This is a genomic window from Streptomyces sp. NPDC045846 (genome assembly GCF_056431605.1).
The window spans coordinates 146,849-163,866 of record NZ_JBWKKJ010000004.1 but is presented as its reverse complement, the minus strand read 5'-3'; the positions used below and the strand labels follow the sequence as shown (position 1 = coordinate 163,866).

At 72.7% G+C, this 17,018-nt stretch carries 17 protein-coding genes; 12 read left to right on the top strand and 5 right to left on the bottom strand.

The features are described from left to right. Window positions 1-1,233, top strand: coding sequence for a 4-hydroxybenzoate 3-monooxygenase (locus AC07F3_RS12975; protein ID WP_479113383.1), 1,233 nt, complete (start codon window positions 1-3; stop codon window positions 1,231-1,233). Here AC07F3_RS12975 and AC07F3_RS12970 read toward each other — a convergent pair whose 3' ends face one another. Together AC07F3_RS12970 and AC07F3_RS12965 are read right to left on the bottom strand one after the other, a co-directional pair. After that, entirely contained in the window at window positions 1,234-1,722 is a 489-nt protein-coding gene (locus AC07F3_RS12970) for a molybdopterin-dependent oxidoreductase (RefSeq protein ID WP_479113381.1), read from the bottom strand. A gap of 79 nt (window positions 1,723-1,801) precedes the next feature. After that, entirely contained in the window at window positions 1,802-2,467 is a 666-nt protein-coding gene (locus tag AC07F3_RS12965; protein WP_479113379.1) for a helix-turn-helix transcriptional regulator, read from the bottom strand. Window positions 2,468-2,590: 123 nt separating this feature from the next. On the opposite strand from AC07F3_RS12965, the gene AC07F3_RS12960 reads away from it, so the two are divergent. Then, window positions 2,591-3,133: a GNAT family N-acetyltransferase gene (locus tag AC07F3_RS12960; protein WP_479113377.1), complete on the top strand. Its 543-nt coding sequence runs from the start codon at window positions 2,591-2,593 to the stop codon at window positions 3,131-3,133. 55 nt (window positions 3,134-3,188) lie between these two features. On the opposite strand, the gene AC07F3_RS12955 is transcribed toward AC07F3_RS12960, so the two are convergent. Both AC07F3_RS12955 and pdxR (AC07F3_RS12950) read right to left on the bottom strand, forming a co-directional pair. Next, window positions 3,189-3,755, bottom strand: coding sequence for a Uma2 family endonuclease (locus tag AC07F3_RS12955; protein ID WP_479113375.1), 567 nt, complete (start codon window positions 3,753-3,755; stop codon window positions 3,189-3,191). A gap of 93 nt (window positions 3,756-3,848) precedes the next feature. Continuing rightward, on the bottom strand, window positions 3,849-5,249 hold the full coding sequence (gene pdxR / locus AC07F3_RS12950; protein ID WP_479113373.1) for a MocR-like pyridoxine biosynthesis transcription factor PdxR: 1,401 nt from the start codon (window positions 5,247-5,249) through the stop codon (window positions 3,849-3,851). Between the two features lie 295 nt (window positions 5,250-5,544). Between pdxR (AC07F3_RS12950) and AC07F3_RS12945 the strand changes: the two genes are divergently transcribed. From AC07F3_RS12945 to AC07F3_RS12900, 10 genes are all read left to right on the top strand, one after another. Continuing rightward, the gene (locus AC07F3_RS12945) at window positions 5,545-7,068 is read left to right on the top strand and encodes an anthranilate synthase component I family protein (protein WP_479113371.1); all 1,524 of its coding nucleotides are present in this window, start codon (window positions 5,545-5,547) and stop codon (window positions 7,066-7,068) included. Beyond that, on the top strand, window positions 7,065-7,649 hold the full coding sequence (locus AC07F3_RS12940) for an anthranilate synthase component II (protein ID WP_479113369.1): 585 nt from the start codon (window positions 7,065-7,067) through the stop codon (window positions 7,647-7,649). Before AC07F3_RS12945 ends, AC07F3_RS12940 begins: the two co-directional genes overlap by 4 nt. A 224-nt stretch (window positions 7,650-7,873) precedes the next feature. Continuing rightward, on the top strand, window positions 7,874-8,653 hold the full coding sequence (locus AC07F3_RS12935) for a B3/B4 domain-containing protein (RefSeq protein WP_479113367.1): 780 nt from the start codon (window positions 7,874-7,876) through the stop codon (window positions 8,651-8,653). Beyond that, window positions 8,653-9,915 carry an ATP-grasp domain-containing protein gene (locus AC07F3_RS12930; RefSeq protein WP_479113365.1) on the top strand — a complete coding sequence of 421 codons (1,263 nt, stop codon included), beginning with the start codon at window positions 8,653-8,655 and terminating at the stop codon, window positions 9,913-9,915. The genes AC07F3_RS12935 and AC07F3_RS12930 overlap by 1 nt, the downstream gene beginning before the upstream one ends. Window positions 9,916-9,917: 2 nt before the next feature. Further along, window positions 9,918-11,147, top strand: coding sequence for an MFS transporter (locus AC07F3_RS12925; RefSeq protein WP_479113363.1), 1,230 nt, complete (start codon window positions 9,918-9,920; stop codon window positions 11,145-11,147). Window positions 11,148-11,205: 58 nt separating this feature from the next. Next, window positions 11,206-12,510 (top strand): TrpB-like pyridoxal phosphate-dependent enzyme, encoded by a 1,305-nt coding sequence (locus AC07F3_RS12920; protein ID WP_479113361.1) that lies wholly within the window; start codon window positions 11,206-11,208, stop codon window positions 12,508-12,510. A gap of 105 nt (window positions 12,511-12,615) precedes the next feature. After that, window positions 12,616-13,290 carry a flavodoxin family protein gene (locus AC07F3_RS12915; protein WP_479113360.1) on the top strand — a complete coding sequence of 225 codons (675 nt, stop codon included), beginning with the start codon at window positions 12,616-12,618 and terminating at the stop codon, window positions 13,288-13,290. Between the two features lie 65 nt (window positions 13,291-13,355). Continuing rightward, entirely contained in the window at window positions 13,356-13,700 is a 345-nt protein-coding gene (locus AC07F3_RS12910) for an AraC family ligand binding domain-containing protein (protein WP_114039721.1), read from the top strand. Continuing rightward, window positions 13,697-14,038 carry a chorismate mutase gene (locus AC07F3_RS12905; protein ID WP_479113358.1) on the top strand — a complete coding sequence of 114 codons (342 nt, stop codon included), beginning with the start codon at window positions 13,697-13,699 and terminating at the stop codon, window positions 14,036-14,038. Before AC07F3_RS12910 ends, AC07F3_RS12905 begins: the two co-directional genes overlap by 4 nt. Beyond that, on the top strand, window positions 14,035-15,450 hold the full coding sequence (locus tag AC07F3_RS12900; protein ID WP_479113356.1) for a UbiD family decarboxylase domain-containing protein: 1,416 nt from the start codon (window positions 14,035-14,037) through the stop codon (window positions 15,448-15,450). The genes AC07F3_RS12905 and AC07F3_RS12900 overlap by 4 nt, the downstream gene beginning before the upstream one ends. On the opposite strand, the gene pdxR (AC07F3_RS12895) is transcribed toward AC07F3_RS12900, so the two are convergent. Beyond that, window positions 15,431-16,993, bottom strand: coding sequence for a MocR-like pyridoxine biosynthesis transcription factor PdxR (gene pdxR, locus AC07F3_RS12895; RefSeq protein ID WP_479113354.1), 1,563 nt, complete (start codon window positions 16,991-16,993; stop codon window positions 15,431-15,433). The two genes, AC07F3_RS12900 and pdxR (AC07F3_RS12895), sit on opposite strands and share 20 nt — an antisense overlap. Between the last annotated feature and the right edge of the window lie 25 nt (window positions 16,994-17,018).

Here is a 17,018-nt window from a genome sequence, read left to right as displayed (position 1 = left end):
ATGGCCCCCGCCCACACCACCGTCGGCATAGTCGGCGCGGGCCCGGCCGGGCTGCTGCTCGCCCGCCTGCTGCACAACGCCGGGATCGACTGCGTGGTCCTGGAGAGCCGCGACCGCGCCTACGTGGAGCGACGCCAGCGGGCCGGGATCCTGGAGCAGACCACCGTGGACGTCCTGCGGGCGGCCGGTGCGGGCGGGCGCATGGACCGCGAGGGGCTGGCGCACGACGGGATCGAGCTCCGCCACGACCGCCGCTCCCACCGCGTCGACTTCCCCTCCCTGACCGGTGGCCGCCGGGTGATGGTCTACGCCCAGACCGAGGTGGTGAAGGACCTCGTCGCCCTGCAACTCGCCGATGGCGGGCCTCTGTTGTTCGGCGCCGAGGTCACGGGCGTCGAGGGGGTGGGCGAGGCCGAAGGTGCGCGGGGTGGCGGCGGTGCCACCCTGCACTACCGCCGCGCCGGCCGCCCCGCCACCCTCACCTGCGACTACGTGGTCGGCTGCGACGGCTTCCACGGCGTGGCCCGGGACGCCGTCCCGGCCGCACTCCGCAGGACGTACGAGCGCACGTACCCCTACTCCTGGCTCGGCGTCCTCGCCCAGGCCCCGCCCCGGTACGACGAGTTGATCTACGCCCACTCCTCGCGCGGCTTCGCGCTGGCCAGCATGCGCTCGCCCTCCGTCAGCCGGCTCTACCTCCAGGTGCCCAACGGCACCGACCCGGCCGACTGGCCCGACGCGCGCGTCTGGGACGAGCTGGACGCCCGCCTGGCCACCGACGCGGACCCGGGGTGGAGACTGGAGCGCGGTCCGATCACCGCCAAGTCGGTGCTGCCGATGCGGAGTTGGGTGGTCGAGCCGATGCGGTACGGGCGGCTCCTGCTGGCCGGTGACGCCGCGCACATCGTGCCGCCGACCGGCGCGAAGGGGCTCAACCTCGCGGTCGCCGACGTCGTCGTCCTGTCCCGGGCCCTGGTCCAGCGCCACGTCACCGGCTCGACGGAGCTCCTCGACGCCTACTCCGAGACCTGCCTGCGCCGGGTCTGGCGGGCCGAGCACTTCTCGTACACCCTGACCGAGCTGCTGCACACGGACCCGGCGCACTCGGCGTTCGAGGCCCGGCTCCAGCTCTCCCAGCTCGACCGCATCGCCCACTCGCGGCACGCCGCCGCCGAGCTGGCCGAGAACTACACGGGCCTGCCGATCGCCCCGCCGTCGCCGCAGGCGGGCTGATCACCCCGGCAGCAGATCTCCCCGTACGCGGTCGAGGCTCGCGCAGGCGCGCAGCCGCACCTGGGTGATGCCGCTGATGTAGCGCGCCCCGCAGCGGTCGGACGGCACCACCAACTGGGCGCCCGCGCCGTCCAGTTGGACTCCGTCCAGGGCCGTGGCGAGCAGGACGGGGGAGTCGCCGAAGTCCTGGTCGATCTCGGCCCAGGACAGCACGGTGCCGTGCCCGTCCTCGCCGGTGACCTCAAGCAGGAAGCGGGAGCGGTCCTTGCGGCGGGCCGGGTCGAAGCCGGGGCCCGCCGTGGTGATCACCTCGCGCAGCAGCGGGCCGCGGAAGGTGTGGGCGCGCGGCCCGCTGGTCGCGCAGTCGAAGGTGACGGCCGCCGTGTGCTGCGGCCACCGCTCGCGCAGCTCGGCCACGCTCAGCCGCACCGGCCGGTCGACCGCACCCACCACCGCCACGAGCCGCTCGGCCACGCGTTTATGAGTCATGTACGAGAGTATGGCTCGCATCTGCCGTTTTGCATCAGGGCGTGCGCGGGGTTCTCGCGGGAGCGCGCCGCCGTCCGGCTCAGAGGGTTCCCTCCAGCTCGCGGGCGCGCAGCCCGGCCTGGAACCGGGAGCTCGCCCCCAGCGCCGTCATCAGCTCGGCGACCCTTCTGCGGTACGTCCGCAGCGACATCCCGAGCTGACGCGCGGCCGCCTCGTCGGTGTGCCCGGCGCCGAGCATCCGCAGGATCCGCCGCGCCTGCGCGCTCAGCGCCACGGGCCGGCGGCGCAGGTGGTCGTCGAGGTCGGGGGAGGACTCCCAGGCGGCGTGCACCAGCGACCTGAGCCCGGCCACGACGTCCGGGGTGCGGATCACCGTGTACGTGCGCGGGCCGGAGCCGGGTGCGCTCGCGAGGATCGCGATCCGCCGGTCCAGGACGATGGTCTCCTGGGCGAGCGGCGCCGCGCAGATCCGGATGTGCGCCCCGCCGGAGGCCATCCTGGTGAGCCGTCGCTCGGCCCGCGCGTCGGGCAGGGCCTGCGGGGTGTAGAGCTTGCGCAGCGCGACCCCGCCGGGCTCCGTGGCGGGGCGCAGCCCGGCGGCGAAGGCGGTGCGCACCCCGGACGACCAGGTCAGCGGGTCGGCGGCGGCGACGAGGAACTCGTGCCGCGCCCCCGCGAACAGGTGCCCGGCCCGGTCGATGAGCGCACGCTCGCCGTGCAGTGTCACGATCTGTGCGTCGTCCATGGTCCGGCCAGTCTGAGCGGCCCGGCGAATCCGGTCAACGAGGGGCGGAAGCGGGGGCGTCCTCGATCGATCTTCTCCCCTCACCCTGTTCCGAGAACCGCCGTGACCTGCCACGCTGTTGCGATGACAGAGGTGTTCTTGCGGCGGCTGTCCCGATGGCAGGCCGAGCAGCAGCGGGAATCCGTCGCGGATCTGTACGTAGCGGCGTACGAAGGTGTGCGGGGCGGGGAGTCCCTGGATCGGGGGGAGTTCCTGCGCCGTTTCGCGCAGGACGTGCAGCGGCCGGGCTTCGACATGGTCATCGCGGGCGACCCGTTCCTGGTGGGCTGCGCCTACGGCTATCCGCCCGGGCGCGAGGGCGAGTGGTGGCACGGCTTCCGCGGTGCGAAGACCGACGGCGACGAGGAACTGGCCACCGCGGACCGGGTGTTCGCGCTCGCCGAACTGATGGTGCTGCCCTCGCGCAGGCGCACCGGCATAGCGACGCGCTTGCAGCAAAGACTCCTGGAACGCCAGGAGGCCGACGTCCTGACCACCCTGATCGCCCCCGACAACGCCCCGGCGGCAGCGGCGTACAGGTCCTGGGGCTGGACCAGAACCCCCCGCCCGGCCACCCCCACCTCCACCCCACCCCTGGACGCCTGGAGCCGCCGCCACCCGGGATGAGGCCCTTCACGAAACCCCGGGCGGACCGTGACCACCCGGCCCGCCCGGGGCCGCTTCAGACCTGGCCGAGGTCGATCTCCACGGAGAAGGGGACCGAAGCCCTGACCGTGCCGGTGAAGACGTCGCCGTCCCGGTAGGCCCTCGTGGCAGGGTCGAGAACGTAGGTGTAGACGAGGGGCACGCCGGTCGCGGCCTGCTCGACCCGCCAGTAGAAGGCGATGCCGGACCGGGCGTACTGGTCGGTCTTCACGATCCGGTCGGTGGTCTCCGAGCCGGGTGAGACGACCTCCACGACCATCAGCACGTGCTCAGGACGGGTGGGTGTGACGTCGAGGGTGTCCGCGCGATACACGACGACGTCCGGGCGGCGATTGGTGAGCGGGACGTCCTGGAGCCGTACGTCGAAGTCGGTGTCGGCGTTCCAGTCCGGCCCGGCAGCGGCTTCCAGGGCATTCGCCAGGATCCGGGCCAGCCGGTTGTGCCGCTTGGACGCGCTGGGACCCACGACGACCATCCCGTCCACGATCTCGATTCCCGCGCACTGTTCCTCGGTCCAGGAGTCGTACTGCTCCGCCGTGATCTGCTCGTGCATCCACGCTGGGGCCACCATCGCGGCAGTCATCACACACCTCCCGGACACCATGCGGCGGGCCCGATCCCGCTGGGTTCAGCGTACTGGCCGGGCCCTCGGGCCCGCCCGGTCGGCGGTGTGGGCTCAGCCGCCCACCTCCCGGTAGGCCTCGCCCAGGGCCAGCATGCTCTGGGTCAGGCCCGAGCACGGGACCGTGGCGTAGCTCAGGACCAGGGCGGGTGGGCGGGTCGGGTCGGACAGGGTGTAGAAGGCGCCGCCCCGGGTCAGGACCGAGCGCTGGCGGGCGGCGCGCACCAGGGGCTGCTCGGGTATGTGGGGCGGGAGTTGGACGTAGGCCTGGAGGCCGCTGTCGCCTCCGACGAGGCGGGCGCCGGGCAGGCACGCCTCCACCTGGCGGCGGACGGTCTGGCGGCGCCGGTGCAGTTCCGTACGCAGCTGGCGCTGGTGGCGGTCGAGGGCGCCGGTCTCGATGAAGCGGGCGAAGGCGAGCTGCTCCAGGCCCGAGCAGCCGATGTCCCAGCCCGCGCGGACGTACTCGACGGAGGCCATCAGCTCCGAGGGCGCCGCAAGCCAGCCCAGGCGCAGCGCGGGGGCCAGCGTCTTGCTGGCGCTGCCCGCGTACACGACCCGGTCGGGGGCGAGGCTCTGGAGGGCCGGGAGCCGGTCCGAGCGGTGCAGGAAGGCGTTGTCGAAGTCGTCCTCGATGATGTATCCGCCGACCTCGCGCGCCCAGGCGATGAGCCGCTCGCGGCGCGCCACGCCGAGCCGGACGCCGGTGGGGAACTGGTTGGCGGGGGTGAGCAGCACGGCGCGCACGCCGCTCCGCTCCAGGAGGTCCACGCGCATCCCGTCCTCGTCGACGGGGATGCCGACCACCTTCAGGCCCGAGCTGGTGACGAACTCGCGCTCGCCCGGGTGCCCCGGGTCCTCCACCGCGAGCCGGGTGTGCCCGCGGTCGAGCAGCACCCGGCAGATCAGGGCGAGCCCCTGGGCGAAGCCCGCGGTGACCATCAGGTCCTCGGGGCGGCTGCGCACGCCGCGCACCCGGCCGAGGTAGCCGGTCAGCACCCGCCGGGTCTGGGAGACCCCGGCCGGCGGGGAGTAGCCGAGTTCCTGGTGGCCCGCGTCGGCGACGACCGCGCTCATGCAGCGGATCCACTCCTGGCGGGGGAAGTCGACCACGTTGGACGTGCCGGTCCGCAGGTCCCACATCGCCTCGGGCGCGGACTCCGGGTCCGGCGGCACGAGGGTGGAGGCGGTGTGCGGAGCCCCGGCCCGCTCGGCGACCGTCGTGCCCGACCCGTGCCGTGTCCGCAAATAGCCCTCCGCCGAGAGCTGCTCATACGCCTCCACCACGACGCTGCGGGAAACCCCGATATCCAGGGCGAGTTGGCGGCTCGACGGGATCCGGGTGCCCGGCCATAAAGTTCCGTCCTCAATTAGTTTGCGCAGCGAATTGCGGATCTGAACGGCCAGCGGGAGGCGTGATTCCCGGTCCAGGGCGACGTCGAGCTGCAACGACAAAGTGGTCTCCTCTCCGGAGGCCGAAGTGGTATGGCTGGGCCGGTGCCCCTTTTGATGAAGTCGTCGCGAACACACATTCGTCGCCGGGGGGAAATCGCCGAGCGGGTGGCGCGGGGGGAGTCCGGACGGAGCGGTCCGGACCTGTGTGACGTGCGGAGCCGGGCCTTCGGCGCACCGCCGACGTGCTTGCTCATTCCCGAAGCCCCTACGGTCCGGCCGGATCAGGAAGGCTTTCGACGTGTCCTTGTTGTCGGACCTATCAAAAGAGTTGGAACTCCCAGCTTACGATGACGAATTGAGCCGCACACAAGTGGCCGACACCATTCCGGTCCGGGTCGTTTCCGAGGAACTTCCGCAGGTCGACGCGCTGGGACTGTACGAGGCCCTGGCCCGTACGCGCCAGGACGGTGACGTCTACCTTTTCGAAAGCCTCGACGGTCCCGACCAGGACCGGCACTACGCCGCCGTCGGCTACGGCCGCCTCGCCGAACTGCGCGTTCACGCCGACCGGCTGGAACTCGTCGCCGCCGGGCCGCTCGGCGACCGGCTCGCCCACGCCCTCTCGGCCGCCGTGGGGGAGCCGGGCACGGTCGCGGACGCGACGGGCCGCGCCCGGCGGTGGGCCGTGGCCGACCAGCGCACCGTCTGGCGCGTCCTGCGCTCCGTCCAGGCCCTGTTCGCGGTCGAGACCGCGATACCCACCGGCACCTTCGCCTTCGGCTTCCTCACCACGCTGTCGTACGAGGCGGCCTGGGCGATGGAGGAACTGCCTTCGAAACAGCCCGAGTCGGGCCTACCGCGCTGCACGCTCACCCTGTTCAAGGACACCGTCTGGTACGACCTGAAGCGCGGCGGCGTCCACCACCTGGCCGCATCCGGGCCCCAGCTGCCCGACGGCGCGGGGCAGGAACCGCTGCGCTCCGTCGTCGACGCCGTCCGCGCCCGGGGCGCCCACGACGACCTCGTGCCGGAGGCCCCCGTCGCGACCTCCGTACGGGACACCGTGGACGAGGCCACGTTCATCGAGCGCGCCGAGCGGTGCCTGCACCACATCGGCATCGGTGACAGCTACCAGATCCAGATCGGCCACCGCATCGACGTCGAGACGGAGTTGACGCCCCTTCAGGTCTACCGGCGGCTGCGGCACCGCAACCCCTCCCCGTACATGTACCTCGTCCCCTGGGCGGACCGCACCGTCATCGGCGCCAGCCCCGAGCTGTTCATCCGGGTCGAGGACGACGCCATCTCCATGCGGCCCATCGCCGGGACCGCGCGCCGCGCCGCCGACCCGGCCGAGGACGCCCGCCGGGTGGCCGAGCTGCGCGGCAGCGCCAAGGAACAGGCCGAGCACATCATGCTGGTCGACCTGTGCCGCAACGACATCGGCCGGGTCTGCGAGCCCGGCACCCTCTCCGTCGACACGATGATGGAGGTCGAGCCCTTCGCGTACGTCCACCACCTGGTCTCCACCGTCTCCGGCAAGGTCAGGAGCGGTACGGACGTGTGGGCGGCGATCTGCGCGACCTTCCCCGCCGGCACCATGACCGGCGCGCCGAAACTGCGCGCCATGGAGATCATCAACAACCTGGAGGACCACCCGCGCGGCATCTACGCCGGGGCGCTCGGCCTGGTCGACGTCCGGGGGTTCGCGGTGCTCGCGCTGTGCATCCGCACCGCCGTCCACGACGGCGTCCGCTACAGCACCCAGGCGTCGGCCGGCCTGGTCGCCGACTCCGAGCCCGCCGCCGAATGGCGCGAGACCCTGGCCAAGATGAGCGCCACGTACTGGGCGCTGACCGGCGAGGAGCTCCAGAAGTGAAGGTCCTCCTCGTCGACGCGTACGACAGCTTCAGCCACATCATCGACCAGTACCTGCTCAGCCTCGGCGCCGAGACCGACGTGGTGCGCTCGCGCACCCGCACGGTGGCGCAGCTGCTCGCCTCGGCGCCGGACGCGGTGGTCCTCGGCCCCGGCCCCGGCCACCCGGCGGACTCCGGGCACGTGGAACTCGTGCACGCCTTCGCCGGGCGGGTGCCGCTGCTTGGCGTGTGCCTCGGGCACCAGGCGATCGGGCTCGCGTACGGGGCGAGGATCGCCGTCGCCCAGCGTCTGATGCACGGCAAGACCAGCCCCGTCGAGCACGACGGGCAGGGGGTGTTCGCGGGCGCCGCGCGGCCGCTGACGGTCACCCGCTACCACTCGCTGATCGTCACCGACCCCCCGGCCGACCTGACCGTGACGGCGACCTCGGGGGACGACGGCTACGTCATGGGAGTACGCCACCGGACCCTCGCCGTGGAGGGGGTGCAGTTCCACCCGGAGAGCGTGATGACCGAGGACGGCACGCGCCTGTTCGCCAACTTCCTGAAGTCGGCGGCAGCCCCGAGCGTGGTCGGCTGAGACGCCCGTGAGGGGCGCGCTCCCGCCGAACCGCCCCGGAGCGGGCGCTCCCGCTGAGCCCTGAGTCCCCCTGACGGGGCGCGGGTCGACCCCGCAAGTGGACTTCTGGAATTGCCGGGAATTGGCCACAGCCGGGCCGCCGCCCGCTCCCTACTGTCGGACCGTCATCAGCGGTCCGCCTGGTACCAGCCAGGGAATCGACGGAATCGAAGGAACCCACGTTCATGGAGACCTCCCCCAGCAGCACCGGCAGCGCCACGGCCCTGACCGTCACGATCGACGCGCGGCTCTCCGAGCGGGTGCCCGGCTATGTGCTCGGTCTGATCGCGGTGCCGGACGTCGACGTCGTCCGGGAGTCCGGGCTCGTGGCCCAGTGGCTCACCGCCGCCGAGGACGCGCTGCACGGGGCCGGGCTCAGCAAGGCGGACGTCTCCGCGCTGCCCCCGATCGCCGCCTGGCGGGACGCCTACCGCACGGTCGACGTCAACCCGAACAAGTTCCCCTGCGCCGCCGAGTCGGTCCTGCGCCGGGTCGCCAAGGGCGACCGGCTGCCCCGGATCAACGCCCTCGTCGACCTCTGCAACGCGGTCTCCCTGGACAGCCGCCTGCCCGTCGCCTCGTGCGATGCGGGCGACATCCAGGGCGAGTTGGCGGTGCGGCTCGCGCACGGGAACGAGGTCTTCGCGCCGCTGGGCGCGCCCGACGCCACCGAGAACCCCGACCCGGGCGAGGTCGTCTACGCGGACGGCCGGGGCCGGGCCCACTCGCGGCGCTGGAACTGGCGCCAGGGCGACGTGGTCAAGACCGACGTCGGCCGGCGCAGGCTGCTGCTCACCGTGGAGTCCGCGCACGAGGGCGGCCGGGCCGTCGTCGAGGAGGCCCTCGACCGGCTGGTGTCGGCACTGACCGAGCTGGGCGCCGAGCCCGGACGGCCGCTGGTCCTCGACCGGTCCGCCCCGGCCGGCGAGCTGTTCACCGCCGCGTCGCCCGCGAGCGTCCGCTGATGGCGCATCCCACTCCGCTGGACCCGGACTCGCCCGAGGAGCACCGCATGAACCCCTCGATCCTGGTGGTCTACCGCCCCGCCGCGGGGCGCTACACCGCCCAGTTCCGCAGTGTCGTCGCGGCCGCCGCCGAACTCGGCAGGACCACCGTGGTGCTGTTGCCCACCGGCTGGGAGGCGCCCGAGGCGGACGGGCTGCCCCAGTACCACGCCGACCTGGACGACACGGCGGCCGTGCGCGCGGCGGTCGACACCATCGTCGCCGAGCACCGCATCGAGCGGATCTTCCCGCTGTTCGAGGGCGACGTGCTGCCCGCCAGCCGCGCCCGCCGGGACCACGCGATCCCCGGCCTGACCCCCGACCAGGCGCTCAACTTCCGCGACAAGAACGTGATGCACCGCAGGGCCGAGGAGCTCGGCGTGCGGGTGGCCCGCTCCTGCCGTCCCGACACCGTCACGACGGTCGCCGAGTTCGCCGAGGAGGTCGGCTATCCGGTCGTCATCAAGCCGTACGCGGGCTGGGCGTGCGGCAACACCTACTGCGTCGACGACCGGGACGAACTCGACCGCGTCTGGGCCGAGATGGGGGATGACCGGCACGAGTACCGGGTCGAGGAGTTCATCCGCGGCACCGAGTTCCACGTCGACTCGCTCTTCCAGCGCGGCGAGGCCGTCTTCGAGCAGCTCTCCCAGTACACGTACTCCGTCCTCGACTACCGCGACGAGCCCGGCGGCACCATCTCCCGCAAGCACGACCTCACGCCGAGGGAGCGGCGCATCCTGGAGCTGAACGCCGTGGTGCTGCGCGGCTTCGGCCTGAGCACCGGTGTCGTGCACGCCGAGTTCTTCCTCCTGGACGACGGCGAGATCGTCTTCGGTGAGGCCGGTGCACGGGCGGGCGGCGGCTCGATCGTGCCCGCCATCGAGGCCGGGCGCGGCATCAACCTCGCGGGCGAGTGGTGCCGTCTCGAACTCGACCCCGACCACCGCCCCGCGGCCCGCCTGGGCCCGGAGATCGGCACCGAGTACCTGTCGTCCGGCGAGTACGGGCGGATCACCGCCATCACCTCGGCGGCCGAACTGACCGCCCTGGACGGCGTGGTGGACGCGGACGTGTGGAAGCGCGTCGGCGACGTGCTCGCCCCGCCGACCGCCTCCAACGACGTGCTCGGCTGGTACGTGTGCGAGGGCGTCGACTTCGAGGACGTGAAGGCCCGCTTCAAGACGGTGCGCGACAGCTTCCGCGTAGAGACCGGGGCGTAGCCATGGTGTGGATCGCGCGCTTCAAGGAACTGCCGCTACCCTTACGGGTGTTGTTCCTCGCCTCCTTCGTCAATCGCGCCGGGATGTTCGTGTTCCCGCTGCTCGCCGTCTACCTGGTGCGCGGCAAGGACCTCAGCCCCGGCGAGGCGGGCCTGCTCATCTCGGTGGGCAGCACCGGCCTCCTGGTCGGCAGCCTGCTGAGCGGCCCGCTGTGCGACCTGAGGGGCAGGCGCACGGCGCTCCTGAGCGCGCTGATCCTCAACGCCGCCGGCTACCTCGGCCTCGCGCTGCTCGACGGCGCGCCCTGGACCTACGCGGCGCTCCTGTTCGTCGCCCTGGTCGGGATGGGCATGTTCAGCCCGGCGTCCAACACCCTGGTCGCCGATCTGACCACCCCCGAGCAGCGCCCGTTCGCGTACACGATCAGCTACGTCGGCAACAACCTGGGCATGGGCGTGGGCCCGCTGCTCGGCGGGGTCGCCGCCGCGTACTCGTACCACGTCATGTTCGCCGGGAACATCCTGGCGGGCCTGGTGTGCGCGGCGATGATCACGCTCTGGGTGCCGCGCGACCGCAGGCGGCCACGCGCCGACTCCCGTTCCAAAGGCCCGGGTTCGGGACCACTCGGGCACGGCCACGTGCTGCTGATCGTGCTGGTCTCCTTCTTCTACGTCGTGCCGCTCATCGGTCTCGAATACGCGCTGCCGCTGGCGGTCACCACGGTGCTGCACGACTCGGCCGGTCTGGTCGGGGCCGTGTACACGATCAACAGCGTCGTCGTGGTGAGTCTCGGACTGCTCATGGAGAAGCACCTGCGCGGGTACGGCACCAAGGCGCTGCTCCTGGTCGCGGGGGCGCTGTGGACGCTCGGGCTCTCGGTGATCGTCTTCGGTTTCTCGCTGCCCGCGCTGCTCCTGTCCACGGTGGTGTGGACGCTCGGCGAGATCATCGTGTCCGTCGTCGTGCCCACCTATGTCGCCGACCACGTGGACGCGGGCCGGGTCGGCGGCTTCATGGCGCTCAACGGTTTCGTCCTGGGCCTCGCCCGGCTCGTCGTGCCGGTGGGCCTGGGCGTCCTGTGGACGGCCGACGGCTACCGCCCCGTGTTCGTGACGCTCCTGATCGCCCCGCTCGTGGGCATGGCCGCGTTCGCGCTGCTGCGGATCAGGCCCTCCACCACCGCCCCCGCCGCCACCGCGCCCGAGCCCGACGCGGCCCCGGCCGGCACCTAGACCTCCCGCACGCTCCACCGCTCCGCACCGGTTCCACTTCACTCACAGGAAAGTTTTCATGTCCCAGACGAAGTTCCTGCTGTCCGAAGCCCAGATCCCCACCACCTGGTACAACGTGGTCGCCGACCTGCCCAAGCCGCTGGACCCGATGCTGCACCCCGGGACCCGCGAGCCCCTCACCCCGGCCGACCTGGAGCCCCTGTTCCCCGCGGAGCTGATAGCCCAGGAGTTCTCCACGGCCCCCGAGGTCGACATCCCCGGCGCCGTCATCGACGTCTACCGGCAGTGGCGGCCGAGCCCCCTGGTGCGGGCGCGGCGCCTGGAGAAGGCGCTCGACACCCCGGCCCGCATCTACTTCAAGAACGAGGGCGTCAGCCCGGCGGGCAGCCACAAGCCCAACACCGCGATCCCGCAGGCGTACTACAACAAGCAGGCGGGCGTGGAGCGCCTCACCACGGAGACCGGCGCCGGACAGTGGGGCTCCTCCCTCTCGCTCGCCTGCCAGTACTTCGGCCTCGTCTGCGAGGTCTACATGGTGAAGGTCAGCTACCAGCAGAAGCCCTACCGCCGCGGTCTGATGGAGACCTTCGGGGCCAGCGTCACCGCGAGCCCGAGCGAGCTCACCGAGGCGGGCCGCGCGGCCCTGGCGGCCGACCCCGACTCGCCCGGCAGCCTGGGCCTGGCCATCTCCGAGGCGGTCGAGGCGGCGGTGAAGAGCGGCGGCACCGCCAAGTACGCCCTCGGCTCGGTGCTCAACCACGTCCTCATGCACCAGACGATCATGGGCAAGGAGGCCCTGCTCCAGATGGAGCTGGCCGAGGACTACCCGGACATCGTGATCGGCGCGGCCGGCGGCGGCTCCAACTTCGGCGGGCTCGCCCTGCCGTTCCTGGGCGAGCAGCTGCGCGGCGGCCGTCCGGTGCGGGCCATCGCGGTCGAGCCGTCGTCCTGCCCGACCCTGACGAAGGGCACGTTCGAGTACGACTTCGGTGACACGGCCGGCATGACCCCGCTCACCAAGATGCACACGCTCGGCCACGACTTCGTGCCGCCGAGCATCCACGCGGGCGGGCTGCGCTACCACGGCATGTCGCCCATCATCAGCCAGCTCAAGGAGCTCGACCTCCTCGAGGCGCGGGCCGTGCCGCAGACCGCCTGCTTCGAGGCCGGGGTGACCTTCGCCCGCAACGAGGGCATCGTGCCCGCCCCCGAGTCGACGCACGCGGTGCGCGCGGCCATCGACGAGGCGCTGGCCTGCAAGGAGTCCGGCGAGTCGAAGAGCATCCTGTTCTCGCTCTCGGGCCACGGCCACTTCGACATGCAGGCGTACATCGACTACTTCGCCGGAAAGCTCAAGGACTGACCGTTCGCGCCCATCGGCCGGCGGCCCGGGGGTACCGGCCGACGGCGGGAGGGGCGGGTCCGGGCGGCCCGCCCCCGTGGGACCCGCAGGCAAGGGGGGAAGCACATGCAGGACGCAGTAGGCGGTGAGATGCCCGTCATCCTCGGCATATCGGGGTCCGAGCGGGCGGGGGGAAACACCGATCTCGCACTCGACTACGCGGGGGAGCTGGTGCGGGCCAGAGGAGGCACGTTCCGCGCACTCCACCTGCGCGACCACCGCATCTCGCCGTGCAGCCCGTGCGGCGACTGCAACAACCGGATCAGCCCGTGCGCGCTGCCGGACGACATGCCCGCCATCGTCGAGGAGATGAAGCGGGCCGACGGGATCATCTACGCGGTGCCGGTGCACGGATTCGGCCTCGCGCACCTGATGCAGATCTTCATCGAGCGGGCGGGCGTCGGTTTCCTGCGCTTCGACCGCCCGCTGGCCAACAAGGTCGGCGGCATCATCGTGACGGGCCGCCGCTACAGCGACGCCTCCGTGCACAACCAGCTCGTCGACAACCTGCTGCTCAACCGGATGATCCTGGTGGGCAGCGGCTTTCCCGCGCTCCTTCGCAACACCTCGGCGGAGCCGGGCCTGCACGACACCGAGGGCCTCGACGCCCTGGAGCGGATGGCCCACCGGATGATCGACATGACCCTGCTGCTGCGCAAGCACCGCACGGCCACGGGGGAGCCGGTGCTGCCGCTGGACGACCGCAACGAGCGCGCGGCGCGCAGCCGTTCGGCGTCCTGAACCACCCGGGGCCCCGGCCGCCCCGGCACACCCTTCGCAACGACACTCCGAGGAGAACCCTGCCCATGACCACCACCACCCCCGCCCTGGTCGGCATCGACTTCGACGCCATCCCGTGGGAGAAGTGGCACAAGCCCGGCGCCGACGGCCGGGTGAAGATCGCGTACACCGGCGGACTGCGGGTGCGCCTGATGGAACTCCCCGCCGGTTTCAACGAGTTGGAGTGGTGCGAGCGCGGCCACCAGGGCTACGTCCTGCAAGGCGAGTTCACGATCCACTTCGACGACCGCTCGGTGCCCTGCCGCCCCGGCATGGGCTTCATCATCCCCGGCGACGAGCGGCACCGCTCGCAGGGCTCCGACCGCGAGCAGACCGTGGTGTACGTGATCGACGAGGTTCCCGCGCCGTGACCGGGCCGGAACGCATCGACGAGCTGCGGCTGTCCATCGACGTGCTGGACCGCCAGATCATCGCCCTCCTGGCTCAACGCACTGCCGTGGTACGGGAGTTGACGGAGTTCAAGAACGACGAGGAGACCGTGCGCTCGCCCGGCCGGGTGGCCCAGGTCATCGAGAAGGTGCGGTCCATCGCGGCCGACGAGGGCATGCCGCCGGGCATCGCCGAGAACGTCTACCGCACCCTCATCACGGAGCTGACCGAGCTCCAGCTGGAGCGTCTTGCCGAGCGCAGGGCCGCCGCGGCCCGGGGCGAGGGGGCGCCGGCCGCCGCCCGCGAGGGCGCGGCATGACACGCCGGTTCGCCGATCTGCGCACCGCGCTCGCCGGTCTCGACCTCCTGCCCGGCGAGCTGGTGCGGGAGCGGGAGGAGGTCCCGGCCCGGTTCGGGGTCTCCTCCCGCTACGCGAAGTGGGCCGGAACGCCCGCCCCGCCGCCGACCGGGCCGGGCCCCGCCGTGCTGTTCGAGCGGGTCGCGCCCGGCGGCGGGGCCGCCTCCCGGGCCGTCCTGATCGGCCTGTACGGGACCCGGCGCCGGGCGGCGGCCCTGCTCGGCACCACCCCGGCCGAGCTGCCGGGGCGCATCCTGGACGCGGTCGCCGCCCCGCTGCCGCCCGTGCGCGGCCGGGAGCCGGTGCGCACGCTCCTCGCCCCGGACCTGACGGCGCTGCCCGTGCCGGTCCTCACCGACCAGGACGCGGGCCCGTACCTGACGCTGGGCGCGGTCCTGGCGACCGACCCCGACACCGGCGTACGCAACCTCTCGGTCCACCGGATGTGCGTGCAGGGCCCCGACCGGCTCTCCCTGTGGATGGTGCCGGGCCGCGACCTGGAGGCCGCGCACCTCGCGGCGCGCCGCCGGGGCGAGAACCTGCCCGTCGCGATCCACCTCGGCCTGGGCCCGGCCGCTCTGCTCTCCTCATGCTGCCCAACTTCCTTGGTTCCGGCCGTGGTTGACGAGCTCGCCGTGGCGGGCGCGCTGGCCGGGGCACCGGTGGAGCTCACGGAGTGCCGGACCGTGGCGGCGGAGTGCGTCGCGCACGCGGAGTACGTGATCGAGGGCGAGCTGCTGGGCGATCTGTCCCCCGAGAACCCCCAAGGCCCGTTCGCCACGCCGGAGTTCCTCGGCTATCAGGGCCGGGCGCATCCGGCGCTGCCGAGCGTGCGGGTCACCGGGATCACCGCCCGCGAGGGCGCGATCCTCCAGACCGTCTCGGGCCCCGGGCACGAACAGTCTGTGCTGCTCGGCTTCGGCATGGAGGCGGCGGTCCTGGCCCGGCTGCGGGAGCTGGACGCGCCGGTGAAGGCCGTGCACTGCCACACGGCGGGCGGCGGCCAGCTCATGGTGGTGCTCCAGTGGCGGGCCAAGCGCTCGCCCGCGGACGACGGGGCGGTCCGCAAGGCGGCCGAGTCGGTCCTGGAGGAGTTCCGGATGGCCAAGCTGGTGGTCTCGGTGGACGAGGACGTCGACGTGGAGTCGGACGCCGACCTGTGGTGGGCCATGACCACCCGGCTCCAGGCCGACCGCGACGTGGCGGTGCTGCCCGACCGCCCCGGCTTCCCGCTGGACCCGACGCAGTCCCCCGCCTACTCGCCCGCCCTGTCGGCGGACGGCCGCACCGCGAAGGCGCACTTCGACTGCACCGTCCCGCACGACCAGCGCTCCCGCTTCCACCGACCGCGCTTCACCGAGCCGTCGGCGTAAGGGGGTTGGGCGACCCCGTACCGGCGTCGCCCGCCCGGCCCGTCGCCTCCCGCACGGCGTCGGCGAGCAGGGCGACGCCGCGGGTGATGCGCGGGGCGGGCAGGGCCGCGTAGCCCATGAGGAAGGTGGGCTCGGCGGGCGGATCCTGGACGAAGTAGCCCGACGCGGGATAGATCCGCACCCCCCGCCCGGCCGCGACCCGCGCGATGCGCTCCTCCGGGACGCCGCGCGCGCCGGTCAGCGTGACCAGGACGTGCAGGCCCGCCGCCTCCCCGGAGATGCGGACCTCGGCCCCGAAGTGCTCGTACAGGGCCTCCAGGAGGCGGCTGCGGCGCTGGCGGTACAGGCGCGTCATGCGGCTGATGTGGCGGGCGTAGGCGCCGGTGGCGACGAAGTCGGCGAGCGCGTCCTGGGCGACCGTGGGCGTGAGCCGGTCGGTGATCCACTTGATGCCGAGGAAGGGCTCCACCAGGTGCGGCGGCAGGACCGCGTAGCCGATGCGCAGCGCTGGGAACAGCGTCTTGCTGAAGCTGCCCACGTAGACGACGGTGTCGCGGTGCCGCTCGGCGGCCAGCGCGGGCAGGCGTTCGCCGGTGAACGTGAACTCGTTGTGGTAGTCGTCCTCCAGGACGATCGCCCCGTGGTCGTAGGCCCATTGCAGCAGCCCGCGCCGCCGCGCGCCGGACAGGATGAACCCGGTGGGGAACTGGTGCGAGGGCGTCACGTACACGAGCTTCACGCGCGCCGGGTCGTGCCCGTGGGCCCGTACGCAGGCGTCGATGTCGCCGACGCGCAGCCCCTGTTCGTCCACCGGAACCGGCACCACGTGGGCCTGCGAGCAGCCGAAGACCTGACGCAGCACGGTGTGGCTCGGGTCCTCGATCACCACCACGTCACCCGGCCCGACCAGCATGCGGACCAGGATGTCGAGGGCCTGGGTGGCGCCGCTGGTCACCATGATGTGGTCGGGCGAGGCGTCCAGGGCCCGGCTCTGGCGGACCAGCGTGGCGATCTCGGTGCGCAGCGTGGGCGAGCCCTCGGCGGGCCCGTAGCCGAGGGAGGCGACGTCGGCGCGGCCGTACGCGTCGTGCAGCGACTGGCGCCAGCGGGCCACGGGGAACTCGGCGAGCGCCGGGGTGCCGTGCCGGAAGTCGAGGGCGCTGCTCGGATGGTGGGTGGGCGGCGGCTCCCAGGGCTGCCACAGCGCGCTGCTGCCGTCGGTGGCCCGGGGCGGCCGGGGAGCCAACACGCCCTTCGGTGACGGGAGTTGGGTCGGGGTCGCGGCATCCGCCCGCTCGGCGACCTTCGTGCCGGAGCCGCGTTTCGCGGTGATGACGTTGTTGGCGCGCAGCAGTTCGTAGGCCCGGGTGATCACCGTGCGGGACACGTCGAGCTGGTGGGCGAGCTCGCGGGAGGCGGGCACGCTGTCCCCCGGCCGCAGCTGCCCGGCCCGGACCAGCGCCGTGATCTGGTCGCAGACCTGCTGCTGCAACGGCGTGCCGCCGTCCCGGTCGAGGACGATGAGCAACTCCGACGACCCCACGGCCTCCCCCTCCGTCGGCTGACCT